Source organism: Rhizobium sp. USDA 4016 (genome assembly GCF_056279705.1).
Genome location: NZ_JBWCCY010000004.1, coordinates 1477386 through 1493129 on the forward strand (window position 1 = coordinate 1477386; position 15744 = coordinate 1493129).

Genomic DNA, 15744 nt, shown 5'->3' on the forward strand with positions numbered 1-15744 from the left:
CCAGACTATGCTGAATTGCACGCGAGCTCACAGTCTCCTAGGCGAAAACCCGATCCAGCGTTTCCTGCAGGGCGACATCACTAAACGGCTTGAACAGGCAGGCAACCGCGCCGTTCTGCATGAGGGGAGTTCGATCGTTCTCGTCCTTATGGGCCGTGATGAAGACGACTGGAATTCGGTCACCGCGACGGATCAACTCTTCCTCAAGTTCGGGACCGGACATGCCAGGCATGGCGACGTCGAGTATCAGGCAGTTCGTTCTTGATACCCATTCGGAATCCAAGAACTTGTCGGCAGAGGAGAATGCACGGACGTCGTATCCGAATATCCGGATCAGGTCGGGAAGAGACTCTCTGACCGACTCATCATCAACGACAGACACCAGCGCGCACTCGATCGTCATTGTCGATGCGCCTTCGTCGCGCTGTGGCTGTCTTGCGTTCTCTGGGCCCTTAACGAAAAGCCAAATATTGCGCCGCCTGCGGCGGCGATCTGGGCTGAAGCATGCCGCGGCAGCACAGGATTGTCTGCATGGATATTGTCCGGGTTTTGCGTCTTCACAATATTGGAACATCCGAATTGCTTGTCGTAGCCGGTAGCCGTCCGGCCGTCGCTCCATGCTTTTGCGAGGACGATGTCGTCACCGCATTATGCATCACCCTGGCGGTATCCAAACTATTGTTCAATGGTGTCGGTATCAGCGGAAAATGAGCGAGCCCGCGATGCCGCTCGTCCCGGCTTGGCCTCATTCAGCGCCGCCACGCACAATGGTAATCAAATCGGGAGAGGACCGCCCGACTGCTCGCTCACCATATATTCGGCGTACCAGTCCGGCCATTCATCGTCGTGTTTCCCACCCATGCGTTTCTCATGTTCGCCATGGGCTTCGGCGGCACGACGAAGCGCGTTAGCAAGATCGGCGGCGGAGCTGAAGGCTGCACCCGTGGCTTCGATGCGGCCAGGAAGTCTCGCGGTCACTTCCTGTAAAAGCCATCCGTTTCCGTCAGGATCGCTGAAGGAGGCAAACGAGCCATAGCTGGCGCGAGAGGGGTGGGGGCCGGCGACGCGCCCATCGGTGCCTTTGTGATGGAACACGCCACCCCCGTCATGGAAGACCCCGCTCATTTCGGCGCCGCGAGCGGCGAGTGCCGCATGGGCCATCTCGATGTCCGAGACGATGAGATGGAGTCCTTGCGCTGATCCCGGGACGGCCGCAGTGACGTTCCTGCCGAAGATGACCGAGCAGGACGATCCTGGAGGCGTTACCTGGACGACCCTGAAGCCGTCTGCGCCAGAGACATCGGCGTCAAGTCTCCAGCCAAGGCCTGTGTAGAATGACTTCGCGCGATCAACGTCGGATACCGGTATCACAACGACCTCAAGCTTCATGTCGATGTCTTTCACGGCGGTGGCAGACTGAGTGCTGCGCTCCTGGACGGTCATTCACCTTCTCCCTCTGTGTGTCCCTGCGGACTGCTAGCAGACGGCGCTACGATGATCTCGCGCACCGGTCGCGTCCATTGTCCGATGGTGTCGGTTCCAATCTGCGATCGCTCACGAAAACCCCTTCCAAGGTATCGCCGATACCTTCGTCCAATGGATTCCGGGCGGAATCCGAACGATCCCTAAGGACGACAAACGCCAACAGTCGGGATGGGCAGCACGCCCGCGGAGGCTCAGCACGGAGACGCTAGATGACGCAATCGTCCAAAGGAACAGCTCTGATTACAGGTGCATCTTCAGGTATCGGTGCGATCTATGCCGATAGGCTCGCCAGACGAGGCTATGATCTCGTGCTCGTGGCGCGCAGTCAGGATGGACTTACGAACGTGGCCGCAGAGGTTACTCGCGGGACGGGGCGCCGCGTGACGACGCTGAGAGCCGATCTCGGCGCCAGGGAGGACCTACTCAAGATAGAGGGGTTTCTTCGCAGCGACCCATCGATCAACATGCTCGTCAACAACGCAGGCGTTGGCGCGGTACAGCCACTCCTTGTCTCTGACGTTGAGGACATGGAGCGCATGATCAGGATCAACGTCACGGCGTTGACCCGCCTGGTCTACGCCGCCGCTCCTTCGTTCGTGGCGCGGGAGCAAGGTACTATCATCAACGTCGCCTCGGCGCTTGCTCTCGCCCCCGAAATTCTCAACGGCGTCTACGGCGCCACGAAAGCATTCGTTCTCGCGTTGACGTTCTCGCTGCACAAGGAACTCGCCGAAAAGAACGTTCGCGTTCAAGCAGTCCTTCCAGGGGCCGTGGAGACGCCCTTCTGGGAATCTGCCGGGGGGTCACTCGAGCACCTGCCAGACAGTATCGTCATGAAGGCCGACGACGCGGTGGACGCCGCTCTCGCGGGCCTGGATATGGGTGAGCTGGTGACGCTTCCATCCGTTCCGGACGCCGATGACTGGAACGCATATGAGGCGGCGAGGCGGAAGTTGATACCGAACTTGTCGCGGAACACTCCGGCGCCCCGATATCGCGCCGCAGCGATTCCCCAGGATGCCACGCCCGGAGCGTTCAATGCCTGAGTTTAAGTTGCCGATCGCCCTCAAAGCGTGGGTTTCAAAAGGACGGCAAGCAGTCGTCCTCGCCACGATGACAGGTGTGCTGGCATCATGCTCAAATGTGTCACGGACGAAGTCTGCTTTCGCGCCTTCCGAAGGTGGCGGAGGTCGTAACATGGGTGACCTCAGCTCTCGGAATTCCGGTGCGAGCTGCACGCCATCGGGATGCGGATCGGCGTCATGACGAAGCACCGCACCGATGAAGGAGATGACCAATGCCACTGGTAAGGATCCACGTCTTCAAAGGCGCAGCGTCGACGAACTTCAGACGCTGCTCGACGTCGCCCACGATGTCGTTGTCGGAGCATTCGGCGTTCCGCGCCGAGATCGGTATCAGATATTGGAGGAGCACGAGAGATCGCATCTTCAAGTCCTTGATACCGGCCTTGGGATGGATAGGTCCGAAAGATTCGTTCTTGTCGAAATCGTCAGCCGGGTCCGGTCACGCACGATGAAGCTGGTCCTATACGAAACGCTTGCCCGGTCGCTGCGCATCCAATGCGGCATCGATCCGTCCGATGTCATGGTCTCGATCTGAAGAATTCAGACGAGGACTGGTCGTTCGGCATGGGACGGGCTCAGTTCATGACCGGAGAACTGACTGCAAGCAGATCCGACTGAGACAGTCGTGCCGCACACCACACGCCGATGCCTAAAACACCGCTCCTAAGCCGCTTCCCGCGCACCCGTCTGATTGAGGGGCCGACGCGGCGGTTCACGCCTGCCCGGCGTCTTCGTCACCGCCCGAGTGCGCTTATGACCGTCTAAGTGACTCCGGAAGCAGCTCCGCCGGGAAGTCCTGGTAGGAAACGGGCCGCAGGAATCGATAAATCGCCAGTGTCCCGACTGAGGTCGATCTACCGTCTGACGTGGCCGGATACGGTCCCCCATGGACCATCGCCGGGGATACCTCGACCCCGGTTCCGAAGCCGTTGACGAGAAGTCGGCCCGCGAGAAGCTCCAACTGCGGGATTATCGTCGAGGCGGCCGCGATGTCCTCGGCATCCACGTGCAGGGCGATCGTCAACTGACCCTCCAAGGATTCGATGACTTCACGTAGCTCCGTTTCGTCCTTACAGCGAACAATCAGTCCTGAGGCGCCGAAGATTTCTTCCTGCAGCGCGGGATCGCGGAGGAATGCTGCGGCAGTCGTTTCGAAGAGCGCGGCCGCGGCCTGATAGGAAGTTCCGTTCTTCCCCGCAGCGACCTGCCAGACCGACGATGACGACGACAGCCTTGCCACACCCTTGCGGTAGGCCTCGCAGATGCCGCCCGTCAGCATGGTCTGGGCCTGCGCTTCCGAAATCGCTGCACCGGCACTTCCGATGAACGCATCGAGTCCAGGACCATCGACGGCGATGATCAGGCCTGGATTGGTGCAGAACTGGCCCGCGCCCAGGGTTAGGGCGGATGCGAACGATGTTCCGATCTTGGTTCCGCGATTACGAAGCGCGCTCGGATAAAGAATGACGGGATTGATGCTGCTCATCTCGGCGTAGACAGGTATTGGTTGCTTCCGCTCCGAGGCGATCTTCATCAACGCGGTACCGCCGCGGCGCGAACCGGTGAATCCGACGGCACGGATCCGGGGATCGGCGACGAGGGTCTGTCCCACCTCGAATCCTGCATCGAACAAAAGGGCAAACGTCCCAGGTGGAAGACCGCATGCCGTGACGGCATTCACGACTGCTTTGCCAACGAGCGCGGACGTTCCGGGGTGGGCAGAGTGAGCTTTGACGACAACAGGGCAGCCGGCGGCAAGGGCCGAGGCTGTGTCGCCGCCAGCGACAGAGAATGCGAGAGGAAAGTTCGATGCTCCGAATACGGCGACCGGACCGAGAGCAATGTTTCTCAGTCGAAGGTCCGGTTTAGCAACAGGCTTGCGGTCAGCGTCGGCCGGATCGAAGCGAAGCTCCTGAAACTTGCCGTCGCGGACCTCTTTCGCGAACAGGCGCAACTGTCCGACAGTTCTGGCGCGTTCACCTTCGATCCGTGTGCGCGGCAGGCCAGTTTCGTCCATCGCTCGCAGGATAAGGTCGTCGCCGAGTGAGATGATGCCTTCAGCGATGGTTTCCAGGAGGCGCGCCCGATCTTCGAGCGTCGTCTCCTTGTAGACCGGGAACGCGTCCCACGCCAAAGCCGTGGCCATCTCCACCTGCGCCTTCGTCGCGCCCGCGAAAGTCGGGTCCATTGCACTGCCGTTGGCAGGGTTTATTGCGGAAAAGGTCGCAGCCGCGCCACGCACGTTTGAGCCGCCGATGAGAAGGTCTCCGGAGAATGTCATGTGGATCCTTTCGAATTGGGAGCCATGACCGCCTCTCTGTACCATATTGGAGGATCGACATAGATCGGCGGCAGTCGGCTGTCGAACTCACATAGGTGCCGGCGAAGGGCATGCCAACCCTTGAGGGTTAAAAAGTATTACTTTTCGATTTTGATGGGAGATCCGGCGTGCGTCCGTGAACGCTCGCCAGATGCTGATGGCGCCGAGACGCAAGCTTACGCCGCTTGTGTAAGGGCGATCGCTTCGATGGCTTCCGTGGTGTCGACGATAGCGCTGGCATAGTTGGGGAGGTTGACCTCCAGAGCGGCATGCATCATCTCCTGCGAGTAATCGGCTACCGCGTCCTTGACGACGGTCACGTCGTATCCGAGTTCGGCGGCGTAGCGCACGGTCGCCTCGATGCAGGTGTGGGCAACGAGCCCGATCACGATGAGCCTCTGGATTCCATGCCGCTTCAGCTCGAGATCGAGATCGGTGTTGGCGAAGCCGCTGGAGCACCAGTGTTCGGAGGCGACGACGTCACCCGGCTGTGGCACGAACTCGGCGCGGAATTCTCCGCCCCAGGTGCCGAACTCGAAGCTCTTGCGATGCCATGCCGCGCGCTGGATAGGAGCGATAAACTTCCAATTTTCGTAATCGCCGGCGCGATACCGATGATGCATAGCATAGAAGACGTGAAGCTTCGCCTCGCGCGCCGCGTTCAGCACTTGGAGCATGTGCGGTACGCAGTTGTTCGCCTCGGCCACTTCCTTGATCCTTGGCCAGATCTTGCCGCCTTCGGAAATGAAGTCGTTGTACGGATCGACCACCAGCAGACCTGTATTATTCCGGTCGAAAGACAGTTGGGTCATGGGGATTCCTCCGATGATCAGGCCGCTTTCGTGGAGGCGGCGTTCTTCAGCGCCGCCCGCTCGATGCTTGCCGCAAACAGGGGAGTCTCGCCCTTGTTGTGTGCGATCGACATCGGTTGCCGTTGCGTCCGGAAGATCTCGAAGGGGATGCCCTGGCGGTCGAGGAAGGCCATCATCTCGTCCGTTGCATAGGACCTGACGCGGTTGGTGAATTCACATCGACCCGGGTCGAGTTTCTTGACGCTGAGCTCCCAGGTGACGTGGATCGTCACGCGGCCATTTGGCGTGAACACGTCGGAATCGGAATCAAGGACGAGATGATCCTTCTCGCCGAGGGTTTCGAGGTAATGCTGGACCATCAGGCTTCCGCCGATCGTCTCGACATTGATCGACATGCGCGTGCCGTCGGGCGCCGTCGTGAAGCCCGCAGCGATGTGCGCCGGAGAGCAGCCCTGGTATTCCTTCTCCGGCAGGGTAAAGCACCACTTCGGAATATCCACCTGTTCGATCGGTGCGTTGATGATTGCCGAAAAGCTGGAATCGACGATCTGGTTTTCGATGCTGTGCATGTGACTTCTCCATCGCTGGTTGGGTTGTCGGTGCGGAAGATCTCCGCGGCTGGGGACCGCGCGATTTCTCTGAGTGGACGACTGGCACGATGTGCGCCCGCGCGACCTGCCGTTCCAACGCGCGGGCGCGGCTCCGGCCTAGTTGTCGGCCAAAGTCTGGGTGTAGTGCCCGAGGCGCTCTTCGATGTCCGGGTTCGTCTGAAGTCCCATTTCCATCAGGCGGCCGATGTTCTTCTGGGCCACGGGGCGCTGGACGGACTGGATGAACGCGTCCCAGCCCGCTCCGATTTCCGGATCGCTCGGGAGGCTGGCGAAATCGACGAGGCGTTTCGTATCGGCGATCGCCTGGCGGTCGAAACCAGAAATCCTTGCGGCGAGCGCATCGACGAACGGGTCGAGCTTGTCGTCGTCGAATGAACGGTTGACATAGCCGTATTCCTCGGCAAGCTCGCCGTTGATGTCATCGGAGCCGAGAAGGACTTCGAGCGCGCGGCCGCGTCCCATCAGACGCGGGAGGCGCGCCATCGGACCGCCACCCGGAACGAAGCCGGCTCCGACCTCCCATTGAGAAAGAATTGCATTCTCCTTGCTGGCAAACCGCATGTCGCTGGCGAGCGCCAGTTCGCTGCCGACGCCCGTGGCTCGCCCGCGGATGAGGGCGATGGAGACAACGGGCGCCTTGCTGATGCGAACGAGCATGTCCGGCAGGGGGTGGAGCCCGGTCCTTCCATAGGGAAGGCTCGTGGATTCGGAGAGCGGCGGCGTAAAGTTATAGTGGGTGAGGAAGAAGCCCGGCACCGCGCTGTCAAAGACGACGACCCTCAGGCTCGGGTCCGCTTCGATCTCCGCGACGACCTCCTCCATCTGCGGAATGGTCTCCGGGCCGAATATGTTGAAGGGCGGATTGTCGAAGGTGACGCGCCAATATGCGGGCGTGCGCTTCTCGATCCGGATTTGGGGCTTCTCGCTCGCAGGCTGTGACTTGGAGTCGGCGGGACGATCTGTCGTCTCCGCGACCATGGTTTGCCCGGAAAGCGCAAGGGCCGGAAGCGTGAGCACTGCCGCAGCCGTCAGGAACTTCGATGACGAGATCATTGCGCTCGTCGAGATGGGTGATCTGAGTTTCATGAATAACTCCATTCAGGTCGTTGGAACGATGTCGCTAGGATTCGATCTTGAGCACGAGTTCGATTTCGACCGGCATTCCCAACGGTATGCTGGAGACGCCAAGGACGATTCGGGGCGGAACCAATGACGCGCCAAACACGTCGCGCAGAAGCTCGGATGCCCCGTCGGCCACCTTCGGGTGGTCCTGGAAATCGCCGGGCGACGCGATGTAGACGCCGAGCTTGGCGATACGGCTGATCTTGTTCAGAGATCCCAGGTGTGCCTTCGCCGCGGCGAGCCCGCTGAGGCAGGCAGCGCGGGCGGCGTCGTAGCCTTCAGGGACCGAAAGACCCTCGCCGACGCGCCCGTGGTAGACCGCTTCGTGTCCGATCACTGGGAGCATTCCGCTCAGGAAGAGAAGCGTGCCGACCTGGACCGCCTCGACATAGGCGCCGAAAGGTGTCGGCGGGGGAGGGAGCTCGATCTCAAGATCCCGCAATCGTGCGTCAGCGCCATGGACTACCATTTTCCCAAATGTGCGCCGTTGTCGACGTGCAGCACCTCCCCGGTGATGTTCGTGGATTCCGTCAGATAGACGACGCCGTTGACGATCTCCGAGACGGCGGTGATCGTGCCCATCGGCGAGAGAGACTTCAGAAAGTCCTTCGGATCCTTTTCATGCATCGGCGTGTCGACGATGCCGGGAGCGACGGCGTTCACCCGGATGTTGTCCTTGGCGAATTCCATCGCGAGGCTCTTCGTGACCGCATTCAGGCCGCCCTTGGTGATCATGGCGAACGACGCGGTCACGCCGGCGATCGGGTGGTCTGTCAGCGAGGTCGTTATCGTGACGACACTTCCGCCCGATCCCTGGCGGAGCATCTGCCGGATCGCGTGCTTGGTGAAGTGGATGAATCCTTCGACATTCGTCGCGGTAAGCTGCCGAAGGTCGTCGATCGTGTATTCGAGGAACGGCTTGGTGAAGAAAATGCCCGCGTTGTTCACCAGCGCGTCGATCGATCCGAAGCGTTCGATCGCGCGTTGCGCCACGCGTTCGGCGGTCACTGGATCGCCCACGTCGCCATCGACCAGTTCCAGGTGTTCCGGAGCGTCCGGCAGCAATGCTTCCGTGACACGGCGCGATGTGCCGACGACATTGTAGCCTCGTTCGAGGAACGATCTGACCAGTCCTGCCCCGATCCCCTGCGACGCGCCGGTGATCAAGATTGTCTTCCGCGTGCTCATTAGCACCTCCATTGTTGGACCACGCACGATCCTCCGACCGCCGACGCGCGGCAGGTTCGCCAGGATCTTCAAAGTCATGTCTCTGCTGTTGCGGATAGGAACGATCGTCGCCGCCGCCGTGACAACACCATCTCGCGGTTAAGCGCTTCTAGCTATTGTACGAAGGTGTCCCCGATACCTTTGGATCGGGTGTCAGATCATCAAGTGCAATAGACCCGCCACGTGCAAGGATCTAACCAGTGGTCGAGCCACACAATGGGATGGTGTGCGATATGACGAGCTGGCCAGACCGACGCATTCTCGATCTTTTCGGTATTGAGCTTCCGATCATCCAGGCGCCTATGGCTGGAGCAACGACCATCGAGATGGTGGTCGCCGCAGGGCAGGCTGGAGGACTAGGCTCGCTGCCGAGTGCGCAATTGACCGCCGATCAACTGAAGACTGCGATCAGCAGCATTCGCGCCTCGATCAAGGCGCCGCTGAACGTGAATTTCTTCGCGCATCAAACGCCTCCCGAGGACGCGGTCGCTGAGATCCGATGGAGGGCGTTGCTGGCGCCCTACTATGTCGAATTCGATCTCGACCCTGCCGCTCCCGTTTCCGGTGCGAGTCGTGCGCCGTTCGATGAACGCTTCTGTGAGGTTGTCGAAGAGCATAGGCCGGAGGTGGTGAGCTTCCATTTCGGATTGCCTGCCAGGCCGCTCTTGGACCGCGTGAAGGCGGCCGGCGCGAAGGTCGTGTCCTCCGCTACGACTGCGGCCGAAGCCGCGTGGCTGGAGGCGAACGGGGCCGACGCCATCATCGCGATGGGTTCTGAGGCCGGAGGGCACCGTGGCAACTTCCTCACGCAGGACATGTCCACCCAGGTCGGAACGATGGCGCTCGTTCCGCAAGTTGTCGATGCCGTAGCGGTTCCTGTGATTGCTGCGGGTGGTATCGCCGACGGGCGGGGCGTTGCTGCAGCCTTAATGCTCGGCGCTTCCGCCGTCCAGGTCGGCACGGCCTACCTTTTCTGCCCGGAGGCGAAGATCCCGGCGGTACACGCGCAAGCGCTCGCCGAGGCAGGTGATGACAGTACCGCAATCACGAACGTCTTCACCGGCCGTCCCGCCAGAGGTATCGTCAACCGCCTCATGCAGGAACTCGGTCCAATTTCAGAGGCCGTGCCAGCGTTCCCAACCGCCGGAGCCGCACTGTCTGCCGTGCGCGCGCAGGCGGAAAAGGCGTCACGGGGTGACTTCACAAACCTATGGGCGGGCCAGTCGGCGAGACTTGCACCCAGGATGGGAGCCTTCGATCTGACCCGGAACCTCTACGAAGCAGCGCTAATGGTGCTCGGGCGCCGAGCCTGCTCGCGTTCTGGCACGACGCTCTGGGACTGAGCGTCAGCAGCGCTCCGGTTGGCCTGCCGTTCACCGCGATCAGCTTCTTTGCCATGAACGAAGTGAGGCCAATCCGCGCGAGAAATCATGCCCGATACATGGGACTTCTGACGGCTGTCTTCGCTGTCGGACAGATCGCGGGACCTCCGGTGGTGGGGATCATTCTGGCGCGGACGGCTGGCATCGACGCGGGATTCGGTCTTTCCCTCGGCCTTGCCAGCATCGCCCTGGTCGTCGGGGCGGCCATATTCGTTGCGATGATAATACTCTATCCATCCGGAAGACGTCGAGCGCGAGGGTAGTGCCGTCGCCGCGCTAGACCGCCGGACGCTTCAGTCCGCCTCGACGCTTTCTCCGAGGCTGAGCTTTGCAGCCATGTTCACCAGTTCCGGAAGGGTGCGGGCGTCCATTTTACGCATGACTTGGCCGCGATGCGCCTTCACGGTGATCTCGCTTATATCGAGCTCGAATGCGACCTGCTTGTTCAAGAGACCCTTGACCACGCGTATCATCACTTCGCGTTCCCTCTTTGTCAGCGTGTCGTACGAGCGCTGCAGCCGTCGAAGCTCCTCGTCGTTGCGTAGCATTTCTTCGCTCCGCGCGAGTGCCGATCGGATCGCCTCCAGAAGCGCCATCGTGTCGATGGGTTTGGTCAGAAAATCGAGCGCGCCCCCCTTGAGCGCCTTTACGGTCATCGGGACATCGCCGAAGCCGGAGACGAAAATGATCGGCATGCGATTGCCGCCCATGTTGATCACGGTCTGCAAATCGAGGCCGTTCAGGCCCGGCATGTTGACATCGAGTACGAGACAGCACGGAGCCGACGAGAGGGGGGTTGCAAGATAGGATTGGGCGGATTCAAAGAGCAGGGGCTGCCAGCCCGCTGATACTATGAGGAGCTCCAGGGATTCCCTGACTGATATGTCGTCGTCGATAACCACGACGGTTGGTCGCTTGATATCCCCGCCATCGGGAAGCGCTGCATTCGTCATTGCTGAGATCATCCGATACATGTGCTTCGTCCCCAGAGAAGACAGCAGGCTCGTCGTCCAATCGAAGTATGTATATCACAACTCTCTCAACTTGCGGCGCGGCAGCGCAATGCGCTTGCTCCGACCGCCTGCTGAGGATGCGCCGTTCTCGCTAGAAGTCCATTGTACGATGGTATCGCCAGCGGCCTATCGGGGATTTTGCCGCGGTGGGCTTGCGCCGACACCATCGTATAATGGATTACGCAACCATCGCCGCGCATGTTGCCTTCGTCGGCTTGGCTCTGGAGCGTGCTGCCACCTTCCTCCAGTCGACCGATCGACGCCGCTGGATTGGCGTAGCTCGCCACAGATTCCGCAAAGAGGTTTCGACATGAAGGAACGTTTTGAAGAGATCACGGGTGCAGAACAGAAGGCAGGGAACGGTGGCGCTCTGGATGCGCTGATCGAATTCTACAGGGCCTTCAATGCTGCCGATATGGTGGGGCTGGAGGCGATCTGGTTCCCTGGGGCGGCTCCCAGCATGGACAACCCTATCGGCGGAATTCGTCGCGGTTGGAACGAGATCGCTGAGGGTTATTCTAAGCTGTTCGGCGGCGCCGCAACGGTAAATGTTGCGTTCCATGACTTCACCAGCCAGGGCGGACGCGAGTGGCATCTGTTCGTCGGTCGGGAACGGGGTAAGTGTCAAACTGCCAGCGACAGTCTTGATGTCGCCTTCCGAACAACCCGCTGGTTCGTTCAGGTGGATGGCGGCTGGAGGCAACTCCATCATCATGGCTCTGTCGAAGATCCGGAGATGCTCGCAGCCTATCGAAACCTCATTTTCGGCAGCAGCAGTTGACCACAGCATCCACGTTGGCGCGTTGCCTTCGCAATAAGTGCTTCCACCGACGGTGGAAACACTTCGCTTCCTCAGGCCCACGGATCGGGAACCGCCTGTGAGAAGGCGTCTGGTGACTTCTGGGGAAGGCTGTGGCTGATCCCCCGGCGATCAGGCGGTGTTGGTATCTTCCCTTGAGCCTCGTGTAATTCGATGACTCATTCAAGGACATTGTCCGCGAACAAGAGGCGCGACATCAGTGCCGAGGAGTTCTATCGAGCGGCGCATCGCCTCGGTTTCCAGTGCTGCGGTGCTCATCTGGAAGGTGATGCGAGAGACTCCACGCAAGGTATTGTTCACATGCATAATCTTGGCCGCAACTGTCTCCGGACTGCCAACCATGAACGCGCCACTTGGACCGCACATGTGCTCAAATTGCGCCTTCGTTGGCGGCGGCCATCCCCGTTCCCGTCCAGCGTCCGTGAACATCTGGAACCAGCCCGGAAAGAACGTTTCCCTGGCAGCCGTGTCCGTCTCTCCGACGAAGCCTAGGGCATGTACTCCGACCTTCTGGTCCTGCGCGGGATGGCCGGCGGCGAGCCACGCGCGACGGTAGAGTTCGACCAGAGGCAAGAAACGTTCGAAGCTTCCGCCGATGATGGCGACCATCAACGGCAATCCGAGTGTTCCAGCGCGGAGGAAGGATTCAGGCGTGCCGCCGACGCCCAGCCAGATTGGCAAGGTCGGCTGGTGCGGACGGGGAAAGACACCCTCGCCATTGATCGCAGGACGAAAGCGGCCCTGCCATTTGACATTGGGTTGCTCCCTGATCTTCAGCAAGAGGTCCAGCTTCTCGGCGAAGAGCGCGTCGTAGTCCCGCAGGTCGAATCCAAACAGAGGATAGGCCTCGACGGATGAGCCGCGACCGACCACGAGTTCGGCTCTTCCGCCGGATATCAGATCCAGTGTGGAGAACTCCTGGAAGAGCCGCACGGGATCGGCGGCACTGAGGACTGCCACGGCGCTTGTCAGTCTGATCGACTTCGTGCGCGCGGCCGCGGCCGCAAGGATGACGGCCGGGGCTGAATCGAGCGCGTTCTCTCGATGGTGTTCGCCCATTCCGAAAACATCTAGGCCGACTTGATCCGCGAGCTCAATCTCCGCCAGCACGCTCTCCATGCGGTCAATGGCTGACTGCAATCGCCCCGTGGCAGGGTCGGTCAAAAGCATTGCGAAACTATCGATACCGATTTCCAATCATCGATCCTTCCGGTTTGAGCTGGTGGTGTCGGCTACTAAAAATCCTTCCAGCTTAAGCACGCTCCTCGCCGTGCAATCGCGGAGAAGAGCTGTGCTATCTGGAAGTGCGTTCCACCATCACACGGCCGGCGGGTGTCCCACTAGGCACCATTTTCTGATCGATTTCATCGAAGGATTCGATACCTGGATTTTGACGGGTCACCATCGAACAGGCGTCGAGCCCAGACCGACGTGCGCGGAACTTGTCGGTTGATGCGTGCTCCCTCACAGGCTCGAGGCTGCGCCGATTTCGGTAGCTACGCCCAGCCGTCCACATCGATCACGGCACTAGCGAACGATTCCGGGGCTTCTTGCGGCAGGTTGTGACCGATCCCGCCTGTGATCTGGCGGTGCTCATATTTCGACTTGAACTTGTCTGCGTAGGTTTTTGGATCTGGGTGGGGTGCCCCGTTCGCGTCACCTTCCATGGTAATCGTAGGCACGTGTATTTCGGGACCGGCCGCGAGCTTGTCTTCCAACTCGTCGAACCGCTTCTCGCCCTCGGCCAGTCCGAGACGCCATCGATAGTTATGAACGACGATCGCGACATGGTCAGGATTCCCCAACGCGGCGGCACTTCGCGAGAACGTTTCATCATCGAACTTCCAATTTGGGGAGGCGAGCTGCCAGATGAGCTTGGCGAAGTCGTTCGTATATTTCTCATAGCCCTCGCGACCGCGATCTGTGGCGAAATAGAATTGATACCACCACTGAAGTTCGGCGGACGGCGGCAGTGGCATCCTGCCCGCGTTCTGACTTCCGATCAGATAGCCGCTGACCGAGACGAGGGCCCTGCAGCGTTCCGGCCAAAGGGCCGCGACTATGTCGGCAGTCCTCGCTCCCCAGTCGAATCCAGCGATCGTAGCCTCCCTGATCCCTAGGGCGTCCATGAGCTTGATCGTATCGACTGCAATTGCCGCCTGCTGCCCATTGCGCTTCGTCCGCCCGGATAGGAAGCGCGTGCCGCCGTAGCCCCGCAGGAACGGCACAATAACTCGGTGGCCTCGGTCGGCGAGCAGAGGTGCGACCCGCCCGAAGCTGTTGATGTCGTAGGGCCAGCCGTGCAGCAGCAACACTGGTGATCCGGTCGCCGGTCCCAGGTCGGCATAGGAGACAAGCAGGTCCCCTGCCTCGATACTCTTGTTTGCTTCGAGTATGGCTCCGGTAGCGGCCGTTGGTACGTCCACACGCGTGGTTGCCTGAGAGGCTTCAGCCATCTTTTCACCGAGGACACCCGCTGCGGTAATGGCGAGTGCAACGCTGCCAAAAGATCGGCGTGTAAGATTTGCGGGTACGAAATTTGACATTGCGCCAGTCTCCGGTGGTGATTGCTTCACTTCTAGGCTGCGCTCACGATCCGGATTCCGAGAGTGTTGCGCTGACCTTCCGTATCGATATCCGTCATCGATCCGTATCCGGGAACATTGAGACTGACCCGTGTAGCGCGCTACTGCACGATGGTATCGCCTATACAAACGTATCGCCTATACCAAGGTGCAACTGCCTTCCTGGTTGTCCCCCGACATAGTCTCCGTTGAAGCCGGCGGTTTCGGATCAGCCGCGGCCAGAAATCGGGAGCAGAAGATGATCTACCGAGAACAAGAACATCCTGGCTCAAGCTTTCCGCTTGTTGTGATCGCAATTGCCATGGTGGCGATCGTCGGGGTTCTGATTGCCATCAGCGATCGGCCAGCGCCGACACGTGTCTGGGTACCATCTGCGTCCGTCGGTTCTGGAGCGAGTGTCGCTCTGTCGGACCTCAGTTGAGCTCTCGGGGGAATTAAAAATTTCTCTTGGAAGCTGGGAAGCTGCATTCAATACCTTGGTATCGCCGATACCAATGTTCAACTGCGCCATCGATCCATCGAGAGCATAGTCTGCGCCGCAGCCTCTTTCGGCTGATCAACCTGGAAGGAGATTCTCCGATGAAGATACTGATGGTTTTCACTTCTCATGACACGCTCGGCGACACGGGGCGCAAGACCGGCTTCTGGCTTGAGGAGGGCGCCGCTCCTTACTACGTGTTCCGTGACGCCGGCATCGATCTTACTCTTGCGTCACCCAAGGGAGGACAGCCGCCTGTCGATCCTAAGAGTGATCTGGCTGAGAACCAGACACCGGCGATGGCCCGCTTCAAGAAGGATCCCGATGCGCAGAAAGTTTTCGCCCACACAAAGCTGCTAAAGGACATGAGGTCGGAAGACTTCGACGCCGTATTTTATCCGGGCGGCCACGGCCCGATGTGGGATCTTGCAGAGGATCAGGATTCGATCAAGCTGATCGAGGCCTTCTACAATGCCGGAAAGCCTGTCGCGGCGGTATGTCATGCACCCGGAGTTCTGCATCGGGTGACCCACAAAGGCGCTCCTATTGTTCAGGGCAAGCGTGTAACGGGCTTCACCAATACAGAGGAGGAAGAAGTCCAACTCACTAAGGTCGTTCCCTTCCTCGTGGAGGATGAACTCACGCGGCTCGGCGGCCTTTACGAAAAGAGAGGAAACTGGGAGAGCTTCGCTATCACTGACGGTCGCCTAATCACGGGACAAAACCCAGCATCCTCGACAGCAGGGGCTCAGCACCTAGTAAAGCTGCTGACGAGCGGCCACGCCTCAACCGCGGCGTGACTAA

18 protein-coding genes and 1 pseudogene are annotated in these 15744 nt (G+C 60.1%); 8 read left to right on the forward strand and 11 right to left on the reverse strand.

Annotated features, from left to right (window positions below):
* Positions 1-37: 37 nt before the first annotated feature.
* Entirely contained in the window at positions 38-403 is a 366-nt protein-coding gene (locus ACZ9DP_RS22400; protein WP_476203600.1) for a response regulator transcription factor, read from the reverse strand.
* A gap of 128 nt (positions 404-531) precedes the next feature.
* On the opposite strand from ACZ9DP_RS22400, the gene ACZ9DP_RS22405 reads away from it, so the two are divergent.
* Positions 532-711 carry a hypothetical protein gene (locus ACZ9DP_RS22405; RefSeq protein ID WP_476203601.1) on the forward strand — a complete coding sequence of 60 codons (180 nt, stop codon included), beginning with the start codon at positions 532-534 and terminating at the stop codon, positions 709-711.
* A 63-nt stretch (positions 712-774) separates the two neighbouring features.
* On the opposite strand, the gene ACZ9DP_RS22410 is transcribed toward ACZ9DP_RS22405, so the two are convergent.
* A complete protein-coding gene (locus ACZ9DP_RS22410; RefSeq protein WP_476203602.1) occupies positions 775-1443 on the reverse strand; it encodes a VOC family protein in 669 nt (222 codons plus the stop codon).
* A 251-nt stretch (positions 1444-1694) separates the two neighbouring features.
* On the opposite strand from ACZ9DP_RS22410, the gene ACZ9DP_RS22415 reads away from it, so the two are divergent.
* Together ACZ9DP_RS22415 and ACZ9DP_RS22420 are read left to right on the forward strand one after the other, a co-directional pair.
* Complete coding sequence (locus ACZ9DP_RS22415) at positions 1695-2531, forward strand: SDR family NAD(P)-dependent oxidoreductase (RefSeq protein ID WP_476203603.1); 837 nt, start codon at positions 1695-1697, stop codon at positions 2529-2531.
* A 251-nt stretch (positions 2532-2782) separates the two neighbouring features.
* A pseudogene (locus tag ACZ9DP_RS22420) lies at positions 2783-3188 on the forward strand (tautomerase family protein).
* A gap of 133 nt (positions 3189-3321) precedes the next feature.
* Here ACZ9DP_RS22420 and ACZ9DP_RS22425 read toward each other — a convergent pair.
* From ACZ9DP_RS22425 to ACZ9DP_RS22450, 6 genes are all read right to left on the reverse strand, one after another.
* A complete protein-coding gene (locus ACZ9DP_RS22425; protein WP_476203604.1) occupies positions 3322-4851 on the reverse strand; it encodes an aldehyde dehydrogenase (NADP(+)) in 1530 nt (509 codons plus the stop codon).
* 215 nt (positions 4852-5066) lie between these two features.
* On the reverse strand, positions 5067-5702 hold the full coding sequence (locus ACZ9DP_RS22430) for a cysteine hydrolase family protein (RefSeq protein ID WP_476203605.1): 636 nt from the start codon (positions 5700-5702) through the stop codon (positions 5067-5069).
* A gap of 17 nt (positions 5703-5719) precedes the next feature.
* Positions 5720-6271, reverse strand: a complete 552-nt coding sequence (locus ACZ9DP_RS22435) for a hypothetical protein (RefSeq protein WP_476203606.1) — start codon at positions 6269-6271, stop codon at positions 5720-5722.
* Positions 6272-6409: 138 nt separating this feature from the next.
* A complete protein-coding gene (locus ACZ9DP_RS22440; protein ID WP_476203607.1) occupies positions 6410-7399 on the reverse strand; it encodes an enoyl-CoA hydratase/isomerase family protein in 990 nt (329 codons plus the stop codon).
* A gap of 34 nt (positions 7400-7433) precedes the next feature.
* Positions 7434-7904: a RidA family protein gene (locus ACZ9DP_RS22445; RefSeq protein WP_476203608.1), complete on the reverse strand. Its 471-nt coding sequence runs from the start codon at positions 7902-7904 to the stop codon at positions 7434-7436.
* Positions 7898-8623 carry an SDR family NAD(P)-dependent oxidoreductase gene (locus ACZ9DP_RS22450; protein WP_476203609.1) on the reverse strand — a complete coding sequence of 242 codons (726 nt, stop codon included), beginning with the start codon at positions 8621-8623 and terminating at the stop codon, positions 7898-7900. Before ACZ9DP_RS22450 ends, ACZ9DP_RS22445 begins: the two co-directional genes overlap by 7 nt.
* A gap of 272 nt (positions 8624-8895) precedes the next feature.
* Here ACZ9DP_RS22450 and ACZ9DP_RS22455 point away from each other — a divergent pair, with 272 nt between their 5' ends.
* Positions 8896-10005: an NAD(P)H-dependent flavin oxidoreductase gene (locus ACZ9DP_RS22455; protein WP_476203610.1), complete on the forward strand. Its 1110-nt coding sequence runs from the start codon at positions 8896-8898 to the stop codon at positions 10003-10005.
* A 38-nt stretch (positions 10006-10043) separates the two neighbouring features.
* Positions 10044-10307, forward strand: coding sequence for a YbfB/YjiJ family MFS transporter (locus ACZ9DP_RS22460; RefSeq protein WP_476205451.1), 264 nt, complete (start codon positions 10044-10046; stop codon positions 10305-10307).
* 30 nt (positions 10308-10337) lie between these two features.
* Here ACZ9DP_RS22460 and ACZ9DP_RS22465 read toward each other — a convergent pair whose 3' ends face one another.
* On the reverse strand, positions 10338-11018 hold the full coding sequence (locus ACZ9DP_RS22465; RefSeq protein ID WP_131720427.1) for a response regulator transcription factor: 681 nt from the start codon (positions 11016-11018) through the stop codon (positions 10338-10340).
* Positions 11019-11367: 349 nt separating this feature from the next.
* Here ACZ9DP_RS22465 and ACZ9DP_RS22470 point away from each other — a divergent pair, with 349 nt between their 5' ends.
* A complete protein-coding gene (locus tag ACZ9DP_RS22470; protein WP_074068747.1) occupies positions 11368-11838 on the forward strand; it encodes a YybH family protein in 471 nt (156 codons plus the stop codon).
* A gap of 201 nt (positions 11839-12039) precedes the next feature.
* Here the strand turns inward: ACZ9DP_RS22470 and ACZ9DP_RS22475 are convergent, their stop codons facing one another.
* Positions 12040-13074, reverse strand: coding sequence for an LLM class flavin-dependent oxidoreductase (locus tag ACZ9DP_RS22475; protein ID WP_476203611.1), 1035 nt, complete (start codon positions 13072-13074; stop codon positions 12040-12042).
* A 299-nt stretch (positions 13075-13373) separates the two neighbouring features.
* Positions 13374-14423, reverse strand: coding sequence for an alpha/beta fold hydrolase (locus ACZ9DP_RS22480; protein ID WP_476203612.1), 1050 nt, complete (start codon positions 14421-14423; stop codon positions 13374-13376).
* Positions 14424-14700: 277 nt separating this feature from the next.
* On the opposite strand from ACZ9DP_RS22480, the gene ACZ9DP_RS22485 reads away from it, so the two are divergent.
* The gene (locus ACZ9DP_RS22485) at positions 14701-14883 is read left to right on the forward strand and encodes a hypothetical protein (protein ID WP_476203613.1); all 183 of its coding nucleotides are present in this window, start codon (positions 14701-14703) and stop codon (positions 14881-14883) included.
* 158 nt (positions 14884-15041) lie between these two features.
* The gene (locus tag ACZ9DP_RS22490; protein WP_131720430.1) at positions 15042-15740 is read left to right on the forward strand and encodes a type 1 glutamine amidotransferase domain-containing protein; all 699 of its coding nucleotides are present in this window, start codon (positions 15042-15044) and stop codon (positions 15738-15740) included.
* Positions 15741-15744: the final 4 nt, after the last annotated feature.